The following is a 19,591-nucleotide window of genomic DNA, read 5'->3' as shown; positions in this document are numbered from 1 at the left end:
CCGAGCGGGGGGCGCCACGCCCCGAGACTGTCTGACACCGACAGTACCTGATACCGTCGGTTTCGTGAGCCCAGTCACAGCGGCGACGACGCCAGGAGAGACGCCGGTCGACGGCCGGTCCGCGCGGTGGGACGTCCACCGTGCCGCCCGCCGCGCCGAGCTGGCTCGCGTCGCGCGCAAGGCCGTGCACCTGCGGGGCCCGGACGTGTCGATGGACGAGATCGCCACCGAGGCGGGGACGTCGAAGTCGGTCGTCTACCGGTACTTCGTCGACAAGAGCGGCCTGCAGGCCGCCGTCGGCGAGGTCGTGCTGGACGACATGCACGCGCGGCTGGACGAGGCCGTCAGCAGCGCGGTGACGCCGCGCGAGGGCCTGCGCTCCATGATCGCCGCCTACCTCGAGATGATCGACGGCTCGCCGAGCGTCTACTGGTTCGTCACACAGCCGGTCGCCGAGGGCTCGTCCGTCACCCTGAACCGCTTCCTCGACGACATCGCGACGCTCATCGCCCGCCCGTTCGTCGCCCTCCTCCGCGGCCGCGGGGGCGCCTCGGTCCTCGAGGGCCAGCCGGCGGACGTCTGGTCGGCGGGCGCGGTCGGCTTCGTCAAGGGCGCCGGCGACTGGTGGCTCGCCCACCGCGACGAGCCCGGTGCGCCCACCGCCGACGAGCTGGCCGAGCGCGTCACCGCGTGGCTCTGGGCCGGCCCGGTCGGCTCCCTGGCCCGTCCCCTCCCTGCCGACACCACCACCGATCCCGCACCTGTCCACCTCGACGACGAGGAGCCGTCATGACGATCCTGAGCGAGAAGCGCCCCATCACCCCCGATGCCGAGCCCGACGTGACGATCGACGTCGCCCACCTGGAGCAGGTGCTGCTCGGACGCTGGGCGGAGATCCGGCGCGAGGCCCGGGGCTTCCTGCGCGACCCGCGGCTGCACCGCGACGAGAGCCTGCCCATGGCGGCGCACCGGGACCGCGTGCTCGAGCAGCTGCGCATCCTCGCCCGGGAGGGCGACGTGCTGCGCGCCTTCCCCTCGCGTCTGGGCGGCTCCGACGACCACGGCGGCAGCCTCGCGCGGTTCGAGGAGGTCGTCACCGCCGACCCGTCACTGCAGATCAAGGCCGGCGTCCAGTGGGGGCTCTTCGCGTCGGCGATCATGCACCTGGGCACGGACGACCACCACGACCGCCTCCTGCCGGGCGCCATGTCCGTCGACGTGCCGGGTGCGTTCGCGATGACCGAGACCGGCCACGGCTCGGACGTCGCGAGCATCGGCACGACGGCGACGTACGACCCGGACACCGAGGAGTTCGTCATCCACACGCCGTTCCGGGCGGCCTGGAAGGACTACCTCGGCAACGCGGCCCTGCACGGCACCGCCGCCGTCGTCTTCGCGCAGCTCATCACGGCGCGCCGCGGGGAGCAGCCCGTCGACCACGGCGTGCACGCCTTCTACGTGCCGATCCGCGACCCGCAGACCGGTGCGTTCCTGCCGGGCGTCGGCGGGGAGGACGACGGCCTGAAGGGCGGCCTCAACGGCATCGACAACGGCCGGCTGCACTTCGACCACGTCCGGGTCCCGCGCCGGGACCTGCTCAACCGCTACGGCGATGTCGCCCCCGACGGCACCTACACCTCGCCCATCGCGAGCCCCGGCCGCCGGTTCTTCACGATGCTCGGCACGCTCGTCCAGGGACGGGTGTCCCTCGACGGCGCCGCGGTCAACGCCGCCAAGATCGGCCTGATCGTCGCGGTCACCTACGGCAACCAGCGCCGCCAGTTCTCGGGCCCCGGCAACGACGAGGTCGTCCTCCTGGACTACGCCGAGCACCAGCGCCGCCTCCTCCCGCGCCTCGCGCACACGTACGCCGCCGCCTTCGCGCACGAGCGCCTCCTCCAGGCGTTCGACGGCGTCTTCTCCGGCGCGTCCGACACGGACGAGGACCGCGAGAACCTCGAGACGATCGCCGCGGCGCTCAAGCCGTCGTCCACGTGGCTGGCGCTCGACGTCCTGCAGGCGAGCCGCGAGGCGTGCGGCGGCCAGGGCTTCATGGCGGAGAACCGCATGACGGGGCTGCGCGCCGACTTGGACGTCTACGTGACGTTCGAGGGCGACAACACCGTCCTGCTCCAGCTCGTCGCCAAGCGGCTCCTCGCGGACTTCGCCGGCCACTTCAAGGACGCGGACGCGGGTGCGATGGCGCGCTACATGGCCGGTCGGGCCGCCGACGCGGCGCTGCACCGGACCCCCCTCGCCCGGGTGGTCCAGACGCTCGCCGACGGCGGCGACGTGCGTCGCTCGGTCGGCCACCTGCGGGACGCGGAGACCCAGCGCGAGCTGCTGACCGACCGCGTCGAGACGATGGTCGAGGAGCTCGCCCAGGCCCTGCGTCCGGCGCAGAAGGCGCCGCGCGACGTCGCGGCGGACATCGTCAACGAGCACCAGCACGCGATGATCGAGGCAGCCCGCGCCCACGCCGACCTGCTGCTGTGGGAGGGCTTCACCGCCGGGGTCGCGAAGGTGCAGGACGAGGGGACCAAGCAGGTCCTCACCTGGCTTCGGGACCTTTTCGGCCTCACGGTCATCGAGCGGAACCTCGCGTGGTACCTCATCCACGGCCGGCTGTCGGCGGGTCGCGCGCGCACGGTGACGTCCTACGTCGAGCGCCTCCTGCGCCGGCTGCGGCCGCACGCGCAGGACCTGGTCGACGCCTTCGGGCTGGCGCCGGAGCACGTCCGTGCCGGGATCGCCACGGGCGTCGAGGCGCAGCGCCAGGACGAGGCGCGGGAGTACTACCGCCGGCTGCGGGCGAGCGGCGACATGCCGGTGCCGGAGAAGTCGCTGCCGAAGGAGCGGCGCGCCTCGGCCTGAGGCGTCACGCCCCAGCTGTCACGCCGACGCGTCGGCCGACGGCGTCGCGAGGACGGCCGCCGCGACGTCGTCGGCCCGGGTCTCCGGGAGCCAGTGGCCCGCGTCCAGGGCGACGGAGCGGTAGGGGCCGACGACGTACCGTCCCGTCGCCTCGACCGCGGCGGGAGCGAAGAACGGGTCGGCGGTGCCGTGGAGGAAGGTCGTCGGCACGCGCACGCGCCCGGCTCCGAAGCCGTCCCTGACCCGCAGGGCGCGGTACCACGCGAGCGCCGCCGTGAGCGCGCCCCAGGTCATCCGGCCGGGACCGCCCGGGAGGGCGGGCTCGCTCATCCGCCGGACGTAGCGGTCCGCGTGCGCGGCGTCGAGGCCGGACCCGCCCAGCATCTGCCGCAGCCGCGCGCCGTCGTCGGCGAGGAGACGCCGCTCGGGCCGACGCGGCAGCTGGAACCCGAGGATGTACGCCGAGCGCCGGGCCTGGCCGCGCCACAGGGCGTCGCGCATCGCGGCCGGGTGCGGCGTGGACAGGACGGTCAGGGCCGACACCCGCGGTGCCCGCCGGCTCGCGACCGCCCACGCGACCGTCCCGCCCCAGTCGTGCCCGACGACGTGCGCGCGTTCCACCCCGGCGGCGTCGAGGACGGCGACGACGTCGTCGACGAGCCGGCGCAGCACGTACGCGCGCAGCTCCGCCGGGCGGGCACCGGGGGAGTAGCCGCGCTGGTCGGGCACGAGGACGCGGTGCCCGGCGGCCGCCAGCAGCGGCGCGACGTCGTCGTACGCCGTGCCGTCCTGCGGGAACCCGTGCAGGAGGAGGACAGGCGGGCCGTCCACGGGGCCGGTGTCGCGGACGTCGAGGGTCAGGCCCTCGCGGGTGACGGTGCGGAGACGGTCGGGCGGGGCCATCCCGGCATCCTGTCCGGCCGCACGCGCTCAGGCCAGCAGGGACGCGTGGAGGTACTCGCGGTGGGTGTCGACCCACGTCGCGTCGCGGCGCCAGACGTCGGCGTGACCCTCGGCCGCCAGGCGCGCCCACGGCTGCGCCCCGGTGCGACGGCCCTCCTCGAGGAGCGCGTGCATGGACCACGTGCGCGGGCCGAGGAGCGAGGCGAGGCGGTGCCGTCCTGCCTCGTTGAGGCCGTACCCGTCCGCGAGCGCGCACAACCGGTCCCCGGCGACCCGCAGCGGCGTGCCTGGGCCGAGCGGCACGAACCCGTGCGCGGCGTACGCCAGGTCCCAGCCGCGCGTGCCGGGGGAGCAGGCGTCCCAGTCGATGACGACCATCCGGTCCTCGGCGAGCACGAGGTTCCACGGGGCGACGTCGTTGTGGACGACGAGGTCCTGCCCGTCGGTGGGGACGGGGCAGTCCCACGCGGCGTCGGACGGCGGCGTCCACCCGTCCAGCGCGTCGTGCAGCGCGCGCAGCAGCCGACCGATCGCCGCGGGGTCGACCGGCGCGACCTGCGGGCCGGCGCCGTGCGCGATCGTCCCGGGGACCCACTCCAGGACGTGGCGACCGTCGTCGTCGACGCCGAGGCTGCGCGGGGCGTGCGGGAAGCCGACCTCCGCGAGGTGCACGAGGAGCGCGTGGACGGCAGGGGTGTGCGGGCCGGCGGGCTTGCGCACGGTGTCACCGACGCGGACGACCCCCACGCCGACGTTGCCGCCGGCGAGGGCCACGGGTCCACGGTCGGCGTCGTCGTCGACCACAGCCGCGGCGGGCGCGCGCGCCGCCCTCACCACAGGCGTTCCACCGGTCCGCTGAACAGCAGCGGCCCGCTGCCGTCCGCCGGCGTGAACCGCTCGGCGTCCCGCTCGCCCGTGAGGACGAGCCCCAGGGCGCCGAGCTCGAAGTCGGTGATGAGGCGCATGAGGTCGTCGCGCTCGTGCCAGACGTTGGGGTCCCCGAAGACGTGGTCCCACACCGCCGGCCCGACCGGGCCGTACAGCAGCGGGCGGCCCGCGCCGTAGACCGTCAGCTCGCCGCGGTGCCGGCCGTTCTGAGCGTCGAGCGTGACGCTGACGTGGACACGGTCGGCGTCACGCAGGTCCCGGCTCTCGCTCTCGCGCACGGGGGTCAGCCTGCCCCGCGGACCGTCCCCGCGTCGAGGGCCGGGCGCGACTCGTCGCCCGGACGGACCGGCCAGGGACGGGCCGGTGTCAGTCCGACGACCCGTCGAGCAGCTCCTGGACGTGGTCGGGGACGTACCGCTGCGTGTCCCGCGGCGGACGGACGTAGCCCTGCGTCGCGGGCCGTTCCGGGATGACGATCTCCTCCCGGTGGACCTCCTCGTACGGCACGGTGGAGACGAGGTGGTGGATCATGTTCAGCCGTGACCGGCGCTTGTCGTCGCTCTCGACGACCCACCACGGGGCCTCGGGGATGTCCGTGTGGACGAGCATCTGGTCCTTGGCGCGGGAGTAGTCCTCCCAGCGGGTGATGGACTCGAGGTCCATGGAGGACAGCTTCCACCGGCGCATCGGGTCCTCCAGGCGGGACCGGAAGCGCTCCTCCTGCACCGCGTCGCTGACGGAGAACCAGTACTTGCGCAGCAGGATGCCGTCCTCGACGAGCATCCGCTCGAAGATCGGGCACTGGTGGAGGAACCGGTGGTACTCGTCCGGCGTGCAGAAGCCCATGACGTACTCGACGCCCGCGCGGTTGTACCAGGACCGGTCGAACAGGACGATCTCGCCGGCGGCGGGGAGCTGGGCCACGTAGCGCTGGAAGTACCACTGGGTGCGCTCGCGGTCGCTCGGCGCGGGCAGCGCCGCGATGCGCGCGACGCGCGGGTTGAGGTACTCGGTGACCCGCTTGATCGTGCTGCCCTTGCCTGCGGCGTCCCGCCCCTCGAAGACCACGACGACCCGCTGCCCCTCGGCGCGGACCCACTCCTGGAGCCGCACCAGCTCCGACTGGAGCCGGTACAGCTCGGCCTCGTAGACCTTCTTCGGGACGCGGGAACGGTCCTTCGCCATGGGCCGAGCCTAGGAGCGACGCCGTGCGGCCGCGAGGGATCGCTCGACGTCCCACGCGTGGTGGTGGGCGTCGTGCGCGACGGCGCCGACGACGGTCGTGGCGTCCAGGCGCCCGCGCCGCGAGTGCTCCAGGACGACGCCCGCGTCCAGGGCCGCCGGCGCGACCGCGGCCCACGCCTGCGCGGCGTGCCCGAGGGTCCACAGGGCCGACGGGAGAGGGACCACGTCGTACCGCTTGACCGCGGCGACGTCGTCGGGCTTGGCGCTGACGTACTCGCGCTCCCAGCCCGCCAGGGCGGCCGCGAACCCCGCACCCCAGCCCAGCAGGTTGTCGGCGACGTGCTGCACGTAGCCGGCGACGCTCCAGCCCAGGTCCGGGTGGCGCTCGGTGCCCTCGGCGCCCTCCACAAGAGCGGTGAAGCGACCGGGGGCGTCGCGGACGAGCGCCACGGCCTCCTCCGGAGGGAGGTCCCAGCGGTAGCCGCAGTCGCGGCAGGGGTCCCCGAAGGCGAGGGGACCCCACGCGGGCCGCGGCGCGGCGCGCTCCGGTGCGCTCATCCGCCGAGCACCTCGCCGAGGTCGAAGCGGACCGGCCGCTCGAGCTGGGCGTACGTGCACGACTCCGGCTCCCGGTCCGGGCGGAACCGGACGAGCTGGGTCGTGTGCCGGAACCGTGGGCCCTCCATGTGGTCGTACCGCACCTCCACGACGCGCTCCGGCCGCAGCGGCACGAACGACAGGTCCTTGCCCGAGTTCCACCTGCTCCCGGCAGCCTCGGTCGGCGTGCGGGTGCCCGACGCCTGGGCCTGCGCCGTCCACGGGTGGTCGGCGGCGTCCGTGACGAGCGGCTGGAGCTCGGCGAACAGCTCCCGGCGGCGCGCCATGGGGAACGAGCTGGTCACCCCGACGGAGGCCAGGCGCCCGTCGTCGTCGTAGAGGCCCAGCAGGAGGGAGCCGACGGCGTCGTCGGCGGACTTGTGCACGCGGTAACCCGCGACGACGCAGTCCGCCGTCCGCTCGTGCTTGATCTTCGCCATGACGCGCTTGTCCGGCTGGTACGTCTGCTCCGGGTCCTTGGCGACGACGCCGTCCAGCCCGGCGCCCTCGAACTGCTCGAACCAGCGCCGCGCCTCGTCCAGGTCCGTGGTGAGGCGCGTGCGGTAGACGCCCGGCCCGTCGCCGGAGACCGCCTGCTCCAGGAGCGCGCGGCGCTCCCGGAACGGCCGGGCGGTGAGGTCCTCGTCGCCGAGGGCGAGGAGGTCGAAGGCGATGAAGACGGCGGGTGTCTGCTCCGCGAGGAGGTTGACCCGCGAGGCCGCCGGGTGGATGCGCTGCAGGAGCGCCTCGAAGTCGAGCCCGGTCGCGTCCGCGTCCGCCACCACGACCTCGCCGTCGACGACGCACCGGTCCGGCAGCTCGCGCAGCGCCGCGGTGACGACCTCGGGGAAGTACCGCGTGATGGGCTTGGTGTTCCGGCTGCCGATCTCCACCTCGTCGCCGTCGCGGAAGACGACGGCGCGGAAGCCGTCCCATTTGGGCTCGTACCAGTGGTCCGCGGGGATCTGCGGCACCGACTTCGCGAGCATCGGCGCGACGGGCGGCATCACCGGCAGGTCCATCCGCACAGTCTGGTCCGCCGACGACGGCGCCGCATCCCTCCTCGCCCCTGTGATGCGCCCCGGAGGTCCGCGCCCTAGCGTCGATGCGTGCCGGCACCAGCCCTCCTCGCCGTCGTCCCCGTCGCGGTCCTCGTCGCCGCGCACCTCCTGGCCACGCGCCTGCGGGGGCTCGCCGGACGGAACGAGGACGCCGTGGTCTCGGCGGCCGGTGGCATCTCGGTGGCGTACGTGTTCCTGCACCTGCTGCCGGAGGTCGCCGCAGGGGCACGGGTCGTGGGGGAGTCCGTCGAGGAGCTCGTCGCCCACGTGCCGCTGCAGGAGCTCGTCGTCTTCCTCGTCGCGCTCGCGGGCTTCACCCTGTTCTACGTCGCGGAGCGGTACGCGGCCCGACGCGGTTCCGCCCGGCACGGGGGCGACGGGGCGTCGTCGTCGGCGTTCGCGGTCCACGTCGCGGCGTTCGCGCTCTACAACGTGGCGGTCGCCTACACGCTGCCGGAGCGGGTGGGGGCCGACCCCGTGAGCGCCGCGGTGTTCACGCTGGCCGTCGCGGTGCACGTGCTCGTCGTCGACCGAGGGCTGGCCGAGCACCATCCCCGGCGGTACGGGCACGTGGGCCGGTTCGTCCTGGCGGGGGCCCTGCTGCTCGGGTGGGCGCTCGCCGCGGTGGCGGCGCCGACCAGCTCGCTGACGGTGAGCCTCATGACGGCGGTCGTCGCCGGCTCGGTGCTCCTGACGGTGTTCCAGGAGGAGCTCCCGCAGGCCCGGGAGAGCCGGACCCGGCCGTTCCTGGTAGGCCTCGGCGCCAACGCCGTCCTGCTGCTCGCGCTCGCCATGCTGGAGCCGGCGGCCGGCGCCTGACGGCGCACCGGCGCCCCGTCCCGCGGCGGCGTCAGTCGGGGTTGCAGCGGGCGGCGAGGGTGGCGAGGAGCCCGACGTCGGGGCGCCACGGCTCGAGGTTCCAGGACTCCTTGTCGGGTGCGCCGAGCGCGTGGCACTCGAGCTGGTCGCGCATCCCGGGCGCCACGGCGCCGGCGCCGAGATCCGTGCGGGCACCGAGGTCCGACCACACCGCCTCGACGCCCGCGGCGCCCGCCGTGCGCACCCAGTCCCGCGGCACGACGACGAGCGACAGCCCGCCCTCGTCACCGCGGTCCTCCCAGGTGGCGGAGACCACGGGCGCGACACCGACGACGACGCTCGCCCGCTCCGTCGCGGCGTCCCCGCGCACCAGGACGCTGACCTCGACGAGGCCGTCCGCGCCGGCACCGACCCGTGCGCCCCGCGGCACCACACCCGCGACGACGGCGCCGTCGGCGCCACGGACCACCGCCGTGCCGTCGGCGAGGACGTCGACCGTGCTGCCGACGGGTCCGGCGACGACGAGCCCCGGGGTGTCACCGGCCGGCGACGTCCCGGCCGCCCCTGCGGGGACGGGAAGCGTCACGGCGCCGTCGTCCGCGGCGGGCGGCTCCGGGGCGTCGTGCCCCGCCGCCACGTGCACGGTGACCTCCCCGAGCGTCACCGCGCGACCGGGCCGGCGGACGTCGTCGGCGGAGGGCGGGGACGAGGGCGCGGGCTCGGGGGACGCGGTACGGGGAGACTCCGTGCGGCCGCCGCCCACGGCCGACGCGTCCGGCGGCGCGGGCGGCCGGCCGGCCTCGTCAGCGGTGCCGCACCCGCCGAGGAGCAGCAGCGCGACGGCCGGGATGGCCGCGCGCAGCGGTCCCGGGACGCCGCGGACGCCTGCGACGTCGCTCCGTCGACCGCTGGTCCCCGTCCGCACGGCCCCATGGTCCCCCGCCACTGCTGCCGGGCGGTGCCCGGCGCTCCGGGCGACGGCGTGAGACGGCGACCGGCCGCCCAGCCCCGCCGAGTACCCTGGCGCCGTTCCGTGGGCCCACCTGGTAGGGGATCGATGAGCACCTCGTCCGACACGTCGCCCGAGCTCCGGAGCGACGTCGAGCACCCGCATCCCGACCCGGTCGACACGCCTGCCGACACCGTCGAGCACGCCGCCGCGACCCCGGAGCTCCAGCTGCCCTGGGCGGAGCTCGGGCTCAAGCAGGACGAGTACGAGCAGGTCGTCGCGCTCCTCGGCCGCCGCCCCACCGCGGCGGAGCTGGCCATGTACTCCGTCATGTGGTCGGAGCACTGCTCGTACAAGTCCTCCAAGGTGCACCTGAGGAAGTTCGGCGAGCGCACCACGGACGAGATGCGCAGGAACCTCCTCGTCGGGATCGGCGAGAACGCGGGCGTCGTCGACATCGGGCAGGGCTGGGCGGTGACCTTCAAGGTCGAGTCGCACAACCACCCGAGCTTCGTCGAGCCGTACCAGGGCGCCGCGACCGGCGTCGGCGGCATCGTCCGCGACATCATCTCGATGGGCGCCCGCCCGGTCGCGGTCATGGACCAGCTGCGGTTCGGCGCCATCGACCACCCGGACACCGCCCGCGTCGTGCACGGCGTCGTCGCCGGCGTCGGCGGGTACGGGAACTCCCTGGGCCTGCCGAACATCGGCGGGGAGGTCGTCTTCGACCCGGCCTACCAGGGCAACCCGCTCGTGAACGCCCTGTGCGTGGGTGCCCTGCGGCACGAGGACATCCACCTCGCCAACGCGTCCGGCGTCGGCAACCAGGTCGTCCTCTTCGGTGCCCGAACGGGCGGCGACGGCATCGGCGGCGCGTCGATCCTCGCGAGCGAGACGTTCGACGACACCAAGCCGTCCAAGCGCCCCAGCGTCCAGGTGGGCGACCCCTTCATGGAGAAGGTGCTCATCGAGTGCTGCCTGGAGCTGTACGCGGCGGGCGTCGTCGAGGGCATCCAGGACCTGGGCGCAGCGGGCATCTCCTGCGCGACGAGCGAGCTGGCCTCCAACGGCGACGGCGGCATGCACGTCGACCTGGAGAAGGTGCTGCTGCGCGACCCGACGCTCACGGCCGGCGAGATCCTCATGTCCGAGTCGCAGGAGCGGATGATGGCGGTCGTCACCCCCGCCAACCTCGACCGCTTCCTGGAGATCACCGGGAAGTGGGACGTCGAGACCGCCGTCATCGGCGAGGTCACCGGCGACGGCCGGCTCACCATCGACCACCACGGCCGCCGCATCGTCGACGTCGACCCGCGCACCGTCGCGCACGAGGGCCCCGTCTACCACCGGCCCTACGCGCGCCCGCAGTGGATGGACGGCCTCAACGCCGACACCATCAGCGGTGAGGGAGGTGCCGCCCGGTACGCCCGGCCCAGCACCCCCGAGGAGCTGCGCGAGACCCTGCTGCGCCTCGTCGGCTCGCCGAACCTGGCCTCCAAGGCGTGGGTCACGGACCAGTACGACCGCTTCGTGCAGGGCAACACGGCGCTCTCCCAGCCCGACGACGCCGGCGTGATCCGGGTCGACGAGGAGTCCGGACTGGGCGTGGCACTGGCCACGGACGCCAACGGCCGGTACGGCAAGCTCGACCCCTACGCGGGCGCCCAGCTGGCCCTGGCCGAGGCCTACCGCAACGTCGCGACGTCCGGGGCGCGACCCCTGGCCGTGACGGACTGCCTCAACTTCGGCTCGCCCGAGGACCCGGACTCGATGTGGCAGCTCGTCCAGGCCATCGAGGGCCTCGCCGACGCCTGCCGCGAGCTCGGCGTCCCCGTCACGGGCGGCAACGTGTCGCTCTACAACGGCACGGGTGAGCCCGGCACGATCGACTCGTCCATCCACCCGACCCCCGTCGTCGGCGTCCTCGGCGTGCTGGACGACGTGCGCCGCGCGACGCCGTCGGGCTGGCGCGCACCCGGCCAGGCGGTCTACCTGCTCGGCACCACCCGCGGTGAGCTCGACGGCTCCGCGTGGGCGGACGTCGTGCACGGGCACCTCGGCGGCACGCCGCCGCAGGTCGACCTCGACGCGGAGCGGCGCCTGGCGACGGTGCTCGTCACGGCGTCCCGCGACGGCCTCGTCGACGCGGCCCACGACCTGTCGGAGGGCGGCCTCGCCCAGGGCCTCGTCGAGGCGAGCCTGCGCTACGGCGTCGGTGCGCGCGTCCGGCTCGACGAGCTGTGCGAGCGAGACGACGTCACCGCCTTCGAGGCGCTGTTCGCCGAGTCGACGGCGCGCGCCCTGGTCGCGGTGCCCCGCAGCGAGGCCCAGCGTCTCGTCGACCTCTGCACGGCTCGGGGCGTCCCGTGCCTGCAGATCGGTGTCACGGACGACGTGGGCGAGACCGCCGACGGTGCCACGACGGCGGGCGCGGCGGGCTCCGGCCCCGTGCTCGCGGTGCGCGACCTCCTCACGGTGACGCTGGAGGAGCTCTCGCACGAGCACCGCGCCACGCTGCCCCGGCACTTCGCCTGAACCCGACCGACCCCGGGCGGCGGGCGGGACCGCCGTCCGCCGTGGGCCCCGACGTCCGCACCCGGGTGCGCCCCGAGGTGCGGCCGACCGCACGCCAGGGGGACGATCGACCCACCGCCAGAACCGGTGGCCGTGCGACGGTACGGCACCCGGCACCGATCGACCCCGGCCGGGCCCGGCCGACAGGAGGACCCATGGTCCAGGCCGCCCTCGAGGCCACGTTCGAGCAGGTCCTGCGCCGCAACCCCGGCGAGCAGGAGTTCCACCAGGCCGTGCGGGAGGTCTTCGACTCCCTCGGCCCGGTGCTGCGCAAGAACCCGCAGTACGCCGAGGCGGCCGTCCTCGAGCGGCTCTGCGAGCCGGAGCGGCAGATCATCTTCCGGGTGCCGTGGGTCGACGACGCCGGCCGCGTCCGGATCAATCGCGGTTTCCGTGTCGAGTACAGCTCCGCCCTGGGCCCGTACAAGGGCGGGCTGCGGTTCCACCCGTCGGTCTACCTCGGCATCGTCAAGTTCCTCGGGTTCGAGCAGATCTTCAAGAACGCGCTGACCGGCATGCCCATCGGCGGCGGCAAGGGCGGCTCCGACTTCGACCCGCGCGGCCGCTCCGACGGCGAGGTGATGCGGTTCTGCCAGTCGTTCATGACCGAGATGTACCGCCACCTCGGCGAGTACACGGACGTGCCGGCCGGGGACATCGGTGTGGGCGCCCGCGAGCTCGGCTTCCTCTTCGGCCAGTACAAGCGGATCACCAACCGCTACGAGTCCGGGGTCCTCACCGGCAAGGGGCTCACGTGGGGCGGTTCGCTCGTGCGGACCGAGGCGACGGGCTACGGCACCGTGATGTTCACCGAGCAGATGCTCCTGACGCGCGGGCTGTCCCTGGAGGGCATGCGCGTCAGCGTGTCCGGCGCCGGCAACGTCGCGATCCACGCGGTGGAGAAGGCGCAGGCGCTCGGCGCTCGCGTCGTGACGTTCTCCGACTCCTCCGGCTACGTCGTGGACGAGGCCGGGGTCGACCTGGAGGCCCTGCGCGAGGTCAAGGAGGTGCGCCGCGGGCGCGCCGAGGACTACGTCGCGCTGCGGCCGGGTGCGACGTTCGTACCCGAGGGCAGCGTCTGGGACGTGCCGGTCGACGTCGCCCTGCCGTGCGCGACCCAGAACGAGCTCACCGGGGACGACGCCAAGACGCTGGTCCTCCACGGCGTCCGTGCCGTCGCCGAGGGCGCCAACATGCCGTGCACCCCCGACGCGGTCGCCCTCTTCCAGGAGGCTGCGGTCCTCTTCGGGCCCGGCAAGGCCGCGAACGCCGGCGGCGTCGCTACGTCCGCGCTCGAGATGCAGCAGAACGCGTCGCGCGACTCGTGGACCTTCGAGCACACCGAGACACGGCTCGCCGAGATCATGGTCGGCATCCACGACCGCTGCGCACGCACGGCGGAGGAGTACGGCTCGCCCGGCGACTACGTCCTCGGTGCGAACATCGCGGGGTTCCAGCGGGTCGCGGACGCGGTGCTCGCCCTGGGCGTCATCTGAGCCGTGCCGCCCCGCCGTCGTACCGATCCTGCCGAGGGCAGGGCTGCCGTCGCGGCGTGGCTCGACGACCCCGACGGCGCCGCGCGCGCGACCGTCCGCACCGCGGTGCGGTTCACGCTGGAGGAGCTCGCGGCGGTCGCCCCGGGCAACGCCGTCGAGGTCCGCGTCCCGCCCGACGGCGCCGTGCAGGCGGTCGCGGGGCCCCGGCACACGCGGGGGACCCCACCGAACGTCGTCGAGACGGACCCGGCCACCTGGCTCGGCCTGGTCACCGGCGGCCTGCCGTGGGCCGACGCGCTCGCCGGCGGCCGTGTCAGCGCCTCCGGGGAGCGTGCGGACCTCTCCGCATGGCTGCCGCTGCAGGCGGCCCGGCGCCGTCGCTGACGGTGCGGTGCCCCGCACGATCGGACGTGCGGCGGAACGCCGCGCGGCCATCTGGCGAACGCCGACGGAAGCCTCGTGGACAACAGTCCTGGCCTCGGCCGAACGGCTTCCCTTTCACCCGGACGACCCTTACGGTCTTGGCGTCCCCGGCGCCTACCTGCGCCGGCGACGCGACCATGACCAATGGAGGTCCGTCCGATGCAGTCCTCTCGGCGCCTGACCAGGCGCCTCGTCCCCCTCACCGCGGCCGGCGCCCTCGCCGGCACGCTCATCGCGGCACCTCCCGCCGTCGCCGACAACCACACCGTCGAGATCGACATCCTCGGCATCAACGACTTCCACGGTCGCATCGAGGCCAACGGTGTCGTCGCGGGCGCCGCCGTGCTGGCCGGCGCCGTCTCCCAGTTCGAGGCCGCCAACCCCAACACGCTCTTCGTGTCCGCCGGCGACAACATCGGGGCGTCCACGTTCACGTCCTTCATCGCCCAGGACGTGCCCACGCTGGACGTCCTGGAGCTCATGGACCTCGACGTCTCCGCGCTCGGCAACCACGAGTTCGACCAGGGCCGCGTGGACCTGGACGACCGCGTCATCCCGTACGTCGATGACACCTTCCCGTACCTCGCAGCCAACGTGTACGACCGCGCGACCGGTGAGCCGGCGTTCGACGAGTTCCACGTCGAGACCGTCGACGGTGTCGACGTGGGCTTCATCGGCGCCGTCACGGAGGACCTCCCGGCGCTCGTGTCCCCGGCCGGCATCGCCTCGCTCGAGACCCGCGCCATCGCGCCGGAGGTCAACCGGGTCGCGGCTGCGCTCTCCGACGGCGACGCCGCCAACGGCGAGGCGGACGTCCTCGTCGTGCTCGTCCACGAGGGCCCCGCGACCGCGTCCGAGGCGGACATCACGGACACCGAGGCCGCCTTCGGCCAGGTCCTCCGCGACCTCAGCCCGGAGGTGGACGCCGTCTTCTCGGGGCACACCCACCGGGTGTTCACCTACGAGCAGACCCGCGACGGGCGGGTCGCCCGCCAGGTCGTGCAGGGTGGCCAGTACGGCGAGGACCTCGCGCACATCGAGCTGACGGTGGACCGGGCGACCGGTGACGTCGTGGCCGCCACGTCGGAGGTTCTCCCGCTGACGGTCGAGGTCCCGGCGCCCACACCGCAGAACCCGAGGGCGACGCGGTTCGACCCGCTGTACCCGGCCGACCCCGAGGTCGCCGCGCGGGTGGCGGCCGCCACCGCGAACGCCGCGGTCCTCGGTGCGGTGGAGCTCGGCTCCATCTCGGACGACATCCGCCGTGCCACGCAGCCCGGCACCGACTCCAGCGGCAACACGATCGTCGCGGAGAACCGCGGCGGCGAGTCCACCCTCGGGAACCTCGTCGCCGACGTGCAGCTGTGGGCCACGCAGGACCTCGGCACGGAGATCGCCTTCATGAACCCCGGCGGCCTGCGCACCGACCTGGTCTACGCCCCCGACGGCGTCGTGACGTACCGCGAGGCGGCGCAGGTGCAGCCGTTCGCGAACACGCTCACGGTCATGACACTCACCGCTGAGCAGGTCGTGGACGTGCTCGAGGAGCAGTGGCAGCCGGACGGCTCCAGCCGCCCGTTCCTCAAGCTCGGCGTCTCGGGCCTCACGTACACCTACGACCCGAGCGCACCGCGCGGTGAGCGCATCACCGAGGTGTGGGCCGGTGAGGAGCCGCTCGACCTGGCGGCGTCGTACCGGATCGTCGCGAACTCCTTCCTCGCGGCGGGTGGGGACAACTTCTTCACCCTCGCCGAGGGCACGCAGCGCGCCGACTCCGGTCGGATCGACCTGCAGGCGTTCGTCGACTACATGGCGGCGTTCGGCTCCGGCGACGCGGCCGTGGCGCCCGACCTCGCCCAGCGGGCCGTCGGCGTCACGCTCGTCGACGCACCGGCCCAGGGCTACGTCCCGGGTGGCACGGCCACCGTGGAGCTGTCGTCGCTGCTGTTCACGGGCGCCAACGGTCAGTCCACGGTCGCCCACCTCTCCGCCGACGGTGTCGAGCTCGCCACCGCGCAGCTGAACGGCGCGGCGGTGCCCGGCAGCGACGCGTCCGGCCGGGCGACGGTGACGTTCACGGTCCCCGAGACGGCCTTCCCGGTGCTGCCGGGCGCCACGCTCGAGGTCGACGTGACCGTCCCGGGCAACGGCACGGCGACGTCGTTCGTCCTCCCCCTCGCGGCCACGGCGGCCTACCTCGACGAGATCCAGGCCCAGCCGCGGACGTTCAGCGCCACGGTCGTCGTCACCAACCCGACGGACACGCCCGCGTGCGGCTGGTCCGTCGTGGTCGAGGTCGACGAGGGTGACCGCATCCTCACGGGTAAGCAGGTCGCGATGGTGAAGCAGGACGGGACGACCGTCACGCTCACCGCGAAGGACCGGTCGGCGAGCCTCGCGCCCGGCGCCTCCGTCCGCATCCCCGTCCAGGGCCAGCACGACGGCGCCCTGGAGCAGCTCGAGGTGACCTCCTTCACCCCGGGAGCCTGCGGCTGATCGTCGTCGCCGCAGCACTCTGAGGAGAGGCCCCCGGCCACGGCCGGGGGCCTCTCCGCGTCCGGGTATCGTCGCGGCGTGAGCAGCACCGCACCCGACGACGGCCCCACGCCGGAGGAGCTCGCGCGCACCGCGACGCCCGCGACGCTGCGCCGGGCCCCGCGGTACCGCGGGTTCGCGTTCGCCGGCGTGCTGGTCGGCGTCCTCGCCGCCGTGGTGGCGGTCGTCGTCTCCGGTCCCGCCCGTGACGGGGCGCCGCTCGACACGGTGTCCGTCGTGCTCCTGCTGGCCGTGGTCCTGGGGGGCTTCGGCGCCCTCCTCGGCACCGCCGTGGCGGTCCTCGTGGACCGTCGCTCGCTGCGCGCGAGCCGCCGCACCGCCGACGACGCCGCGCCGCCGTCGGCCTGATCCCACACCCGAGCGGGCGCGGCCGGCGATCCTGGACGGACGATGGGCGGGCGCCCACGACCCGGTCGCCCGATCGGCGAACGCGGAAGCGTGTGCCACCATGACACAGTGGCGCGCCCAGACGGACGACTGACGCACGAGCTCCTCCCCGGTGAGAAGGGCCCCCAGGACGCCTGCGGCGTCTTCGGTGTCTGGGCCCCGGGCGAGGAGGTCGCCAAGCTCACCTACTTCGGCCTCTACGCCCTGCAGCACCGCGGGCAGGAGTCCGCCGGCATCGCGACGTCCAACGGCGAGCAGCTGCTCGTCTACAAGGACATGGGCCTCGTCTCCCAGGTCTTCGACGAGACGGCCCTCAACGCCCTCACCGGGCACATCGCCATCGGCCACACGCGCTACTCCACGACCGGCGGCTCCACGTGGGAGAACGCGCAGCCGACCCTCGGCGCCACGGCGGCGGGCACGGTCGCGCTCGGCCACAACGGCAACCTCACCAACACGGCCGAGCTCGTCGAGCTCGTCGCCGAGCGGTACGGCCCGCAGCGCCGCGGTGAGCTCGCCCGCGGGAACACGACGGACACCGCCGTCATCACCGCCCTGCTCGCCGGGGACCCGGACCACACGCTCGAGGCGACCGCGCTCGAGGTCCTGCCGCGGCTGCGCGGCGCCTTCTGCCTCGTGTTCATGGACGAGCACACGCTCTACGCGGCGCGGGACCCGCACGGCGTCCGCCCCCTCGTGCTCGGCCGGCTCGAGCGCGGCTGGGTCGTCGCGAGCGAGACGGCGGCGCTGGACATCGTCGGCGCGTCCCTGGTCCGGGAGGTCGAGCCGGGCGAGCTCATCGCGGTCGACGCGGACGGGTTGCGCACGACCCGCTTCGCGGAGCCCACCCCGACCGGGTGCGTCTTCGAGTACGTGTACCTGGCACGCCCGGACACGACGATCGCCGGCCGGTCGGTCCACGCCGCCCGTGTGGAGATGGGCCGCACGCTGGCGCGCGAGCACCCCGTCGAGGCCGACCTGGTCATCCCGGTGCCGGAGTCCGGGACACCGGCGGCGATCGGCTACGCCGCGGAGTCGGGGATCCGCTACGCCCAGGGCCTGACCAAGAACGCCTACGTGGGCCGGACCTTCATCCAGCCGTCGCAGACGCTGCGCCAGCTGGGGATCCGGCTCAAGCTGAACCCCCTGCGCGAGGTGATCCGGGGGCAGCGGCTCGTCGTCGTGGACGACTCGATCGTCCGCGGCAACACCCAGCGGGCGCTCGTGCGGATGCTCCGTGAGGCGGGGGCGGCCGAGGTCCACGTGCGCATCTCGTCCCCGCCCGTGCAGTGGCCCTGCTTCTACGGCATCGACTTCGCGTCCCGCGCCGAGCTCATCGCGACCGGCCTGCGCCCCGAGGAGATCGGCCGGTCCATCGGGGCCGACTCGCTCGGGTACATCTCCATCGACGGCATGGTCGCGGCGACGGAGCGGCCGTCGTCCCAGCTGTGCGCCGCCTGCTTCACGGGCCGCTACCCCATCGAGCTGCCGTCGGCGGACCGGCTGGGGAAGAACCTGCTCGAGCAGAGCGAGCTGCCCCTGGGCGCCCCGGAGGACGGCCTGTCCACGCTCATGACGGCGACCGGTGGCGCCGGCGCGCTGCAGCACCCGTGAGCGGCCGGCACGCGCAGCCCGCCGGCGGCGCGCCGACGGGCGGCGTCACCTACGCCGCTGCCGGCGTCGACACCGAGGCCGGTGACCGCGCCGTCGAGCTCATGAAGGACGCGGTCCGCGCGACCCACGGCCCTGCCGTCCTCGGTGGCGTCGGCGGCTTCGCGGGCCTCTTCGACCTCTCCGTCGTCGCGCAGTACCGCCGTCCCCTGCTCGCCACCTCGACCGACGGCGTGGGCACCAAGGTCGCCATCGCCCAGGCGATGGACGTGCACGACACGATCGGGTTCGACCTCGTCGGCATGGTCGTCGACGACATCGTCGTGGTGGGCGCCGCGCCTCTCTTCATGACCGACTACATCGCGACCGGACGCGTCGTCCCGGAGCGGATGGCCGCCGTCGTCCGCGGCATCGCCGCAGCCTGCTCGGAGACCGGCACGGCGCTCGTGGGCGGGGAGACGGCCGAGCACCCGGGGCTGCTGGGCCCCGACGAGTACGACGTCGCCGGCGCGGCCACGGGCATCGTGGAGGCCGACGACGTCCTGGGTCCCGAGCGGGTCCGCGAGGGCGACGTCGTGCTGGCCATGGCGTCGTCGGGTCTGCACTCCAACGGCTACTCGCTCGTCCGCCGCGTGCTCGAGGTCTCCGGCTGGGGCCTGGAGCGCGACGTCGCCGAGCTCGGCCGCACGGTGGGGGAGGAGCTCCTCGAGCCGACCCGCCTGTACACGCGCCCGTGCCTGGAGCTGGCGCGCGCCGAGGACGTCCACGCGTACAGCCACGTCACCGGCGGCGGCCTCGCGGCGAACCTCGCGCGGGTGCTGCCGACCGGCCTCGTGGCCGAGCTCGACCGCGGCGCGTGGACGGTCCCGCCGGTCTTCGACCTCGTCCGCCGGCTCGGGGACGTCCCGTGGGAGGACCTGGAGCGGACGCTCAACCTGGGCGTCGGCATGGTCGCGGTGCTCGCACCCGACGCGGTCGACCGGGCCCTGGCCATGCTGGGGGAGCGCGGCGTGCCCGCGTGGGTGCTCGGCACCGTCCACGCCGACGACGGCGCTCGGGGCCCGGACGTCGTGCGCGGCACCAAGGGCGTCGACGGGGGAGCCGTCCGCATGCGCGGGGCCTACCGGGTCTGAGGCTGCCTGCGGTCACCGGGGGTACTGGGCTGCCCGCCGGTGCCGCTGCCGGTGCGGCGCCCTCCGGAGCTCCCGGAGGTGCCCGGCCGTGCCGCACGCCCCCGAGCACACGAGTACCGCGGTGCCTGCATGGCA

Annotated in this window: 17 protein-coding genes; 10 read left to right on the top strand and 7 right to left on the bottom strand. The window is 74.4% G+C overall.

Annotated features, from left to right (window positions below):
• The first annotated feature begins 64 nt into the window (after positions 1 to 64).
• Both LG379_RS15395 and LG379_RS15390 read left to right on the top strand, forming a co-directional pair.
• Positions 65 to 793 carry a TetR/AcrR family transcriptional regulator gene (locus LG379_RS15395; protein ID WP_225755482.1) on the top strand — a complete coding sequence of 243 codons (729 nt, stop codon included), beginning with the start codon at positions 65 to 67 and terminating at the stop codon, positions 791 to 793.
• On the top strand, positions 790 to 2,874 hold the full coding sequence (locus LG379_RS15390; protein WP_225755481.1) for an acyl-CoA dehydrogenase: 2,085 nt from the start codon (positions 790 to 792) through the stop codon (positions 2,872 to 2,874). The genes LG379_RS15395 and LG379_RS15390 overlap by 4 nt, the downstream gene beginning before the upstream one ends.
• 18 nt (positions 2,875 to 2,892) lie before the next feature.
• On the opposite strand, the gene LG379_RS15385 is transcribed toward LG379_RS15390, so the two are convergent.
• The 6 genes from LG379_RS15385 to LG379_RS15360 all read right to left on the bottom strand — a co-directional run bounded on the left by LG379_RS15385 (position 2,893) and on the right by LG379_RS15360 (position 7,469).
• Positions 2,893 to 3,777, bottom strand: a complete 885-nt coding sequence (locus LG379_RS15385; protein WP_225755480.1) for an alpha/beta fold hydrolase — start codon at positions 3,775 to 3,777, stop codon at positions 2,893 to 2,895.
• A 27-nt stretch (positions 3,778 to 3,804) separates the two neighbouring features.
• On the bottom strand, positions 3,805 to 4,551 hold the full coding sequence (locus LG379_RS15380) for a phosphotransferase (protein WP_225755479.1): 747 nt from the start codon (positions 4,549 to 4,551) through the stop codon (positions 3,805 to 3,807).
• Between the two features lie 56 nt (positions 4,552 to 4,607).
• On the bottom strand, positions 4,608 to 4,943 hold the full coding sequence (locus LG379_RS15375; protein WP_225755478.1) for a hypothetical protein: 336 nt from the start codon (positions 4,941 to 4,943) through the stop codon (positions 4,608 to 4,610).
• 88 nt (positions 4,944 to 5,031) lie between these two features.
• A complete protein-coding gene (gene ppk2, locus LG379_RS15370; RefSeq protein WP_225755477.1) occupies positions 5,032 to 5,850 on the bottom strand; it encodes a polyphosphate kinase 2 in 819 nt (272 codons plus the stop codon).
• 9 nt (positions 5,851 to 5,859) lie between these two features.
• Entirely contained in the window at positions 5,860 to 6,408 is a 549-nt protein-coding gene (locus LG379_RS15365; RefSeq protein WP_225755476.1) for a hypothetical protein, read from the bottom strand.
• Positions 6,405 to 7,469, bottom strand: a complete 1,065-nt coding sequence (locus LG379_RS15360) for an ATP-dependent DNA ligase (protein WP_225755475.1) — start codon at positions 7,467 to 7,469, stop codon at positions 6,405 to 6,407. The genes LG379_RS15365 and LG379_RS15360 overlap by 4 nt, the downstream gene beginning before the upstream one ends.
• 87 nt (positions 7,470 to 7,556) lie before the next feature.
• Here LG379_RS15360 and LG379_RS15355 point away from each other — a divergent pair, with 87 nt between their 5' ends.
• A complete protein-coding gene (locus LG379_RS15355; RefSeq protein ID WP_225755474.1) occupies positions 7,557 to 8,327 on the top strand; it encodes a hypothetical protein in 771 nt (256 codons plus the stop codon).
• 31 nt (positions 8,328 to 8,358) lie between these two features.
• On the opposite strand, the gene LG379_RS15350 is transcribed toward LG379_RS15355, so the two are convergent.
• Positions 8,359 to 9,252, bottom strand: a complete 894-nt coding sequence (locus LG379_RS15350) for a DUF2599 domain-containing protein (protein ID WP_225755473.1) — start codon at positions 9,250 to 9,252, stop codon at positions 8,359 to 8,361.
• Positions 9,253 to 9,384: 132 nt separating this feature from the next.
• On the opposite strand from LG379_RS15350, the gene purL reads away from it, so the two are divergent.
• The 7 genes from purL (at position 9,385) to purM (ending at position 19,456) form a co-directional block, all read left to right on the top strand.
• Positions 9,385 to 11,811 (top strand): phosphoribosylformylglycinamidine synthase subunit PurL, encoded by a 2,427-nt coding sequence (gene purL, locus LG379_RS15345; RefSeq protein WP_225755472.1) that lies wholly within the window; start codon positions 9,385 to 9,387, stop codon positions 11,809 to 11,811.
• Positions 11,812 to 12,005: 194 nt separating this feature from the next.
• Positions 12,006 to 13,346: an NADP-specific glutamate dehydrogenase gene (gdhA, locus tag LG379_RS15340; protein ID WP_225755471.1), complete on the top strand. Its 1,341-nt coding sequence runs from the start codon at positions 12,006 to 12,008 to the stop codon at positions 13,344 to 13,346.
• 3 nt (positions 13,347 to 13,349) lie between these two features.
• Positions 13,350 to 13,730 (top strand): sterol carrier family protein, encoded by a 381-nt coding sequence (locus LG379_RS15335; protein WP_225755470.1) that lies wholly within the window; start codon positions 13,350 to 13,352, stop codon positions 13,728 to 13,730.
• Positions 13,731 to 13,928: 198 nt separating this feature from the next.
• Positions 13,929 to 16,265, top strand: coding sequence for a 5'-nucleotidase C-terminal domain-containing protein (locus LG379_RS15330; protein WP_225755469.1), 2,337 nt, complete (start codon positions 13,929 to 13,931; stop codon positions 16,263 to 16,265).
• 78 nt (positions 16,266 to 16,343) lie between these two features.
• Positions 16,344 to 16,673 (top strand): hypothetical protein, encoded by a 330-nt coding sequence (locus LG379_RS15325; RefSeq protein WP_225755468.1) that lies wholly within the window; start codon positions 16,344 to 16,346, stop codon positions 16,671 to 16,673.
• A 108-nt stretch (positions 16,674 to 16,781) separates the two neighbouring features.
• Positions 16,782 to 18,326 (top strand): amidophosphoribosyltransferase, encoded by a 1,545-nt coding sequence (gene purF / locus LG379_RS15320; protein WP_225755467.1) that lies wholly within the window; start codon positions 16,782 to 16,784, stop codon positions 18,324 to 18,326.
• A complete protein-coding gene (gene purM / locus LG379_RS15315; RefSeq protein ID WP_225755466.1) occupies positions 18,323 to 19,456 on the top strand; it encodes a phosphoribosylformylglycinamidine cyclo-ligase in 1,134 nt (377 codons plus the stop codon). Before purF ends, purM begins: the two co-directional genes overlap by 4 nt.
• The last annotated feature ends 135 nt before the right edge of the window (positions 19,457 to 19,591 follow it).

Source organism: Actinotalea sp. Marseille-Q4924 (assembly GCF_916618755.1).
In the GTDB taxonomy this organism is placed as follows: domain Bacteria; phylum Actinomycetota; class Actinomycetes; order Actinomycetales; family Cellulomonadaceae; genus Actinotalea.
The sequence above is the reverse complement of the archived record's forward strand: the minus strand, read 5'-3'. Positions and strand labels throughout refer to the sequence as shown.

Coding starts and splice junctions, on each gene's coding strand:
- ppk2 (WP_225755477.1), bottom strand. CDS start 5,850: ATGGCGAAGGACCGTTCCCGCGTCCCGAAGAAGGTCTACGAGGCCGAG.
- purL (WP_225755472.1), top strand. CDS start 9,385: ATGAGCACCTCGTCCGACACGTCGCCCGAGCTCCGGAGCGACGTCGAG.
- LG379_RS15390 (WP_225755481.1), top strand. CDS start 790: ATGACGATCCTGAGCGAGAAGCGCCCCATCACCCCCGATGCCGAGCCC.
- LG379_RS15360 (WP_225755475.1), bottom strand. CDS start 7,469: ATGGACCTGCCGGTGATGCCGCCCGTCGCGCCGATGCTCGCGAAGTCG.
- gdhA (WP_225755471.1), top strand. CDS start 12,006: ATGGTCCAGGCCGCCCTCGAGGCCACGTTCGAGCAGGTCCTGCGCCGC.
- LG379_RS15385 (WP_225755480.1), bottom strand. CDS start 3,777: ATGGCCCCGCCCGACCGTCTCCGCACCGTCACCCGCGAGGGCCTGACC.
- LG379_RS15365 (WP_225755476.1), bottom strand. CDS start 6,408: ATGAGCGCACCGGAGCGCGCCGCGCCGCGGCCCGCGTGGGGTCCCCTC.
- LG379_RS15330 (WP_225755469.1), top strand. CDS start 13,929: ATGCAGTCCTCTCGGCGCCTGACCAGGCGCCTCGTCCCCCTCACCGCG.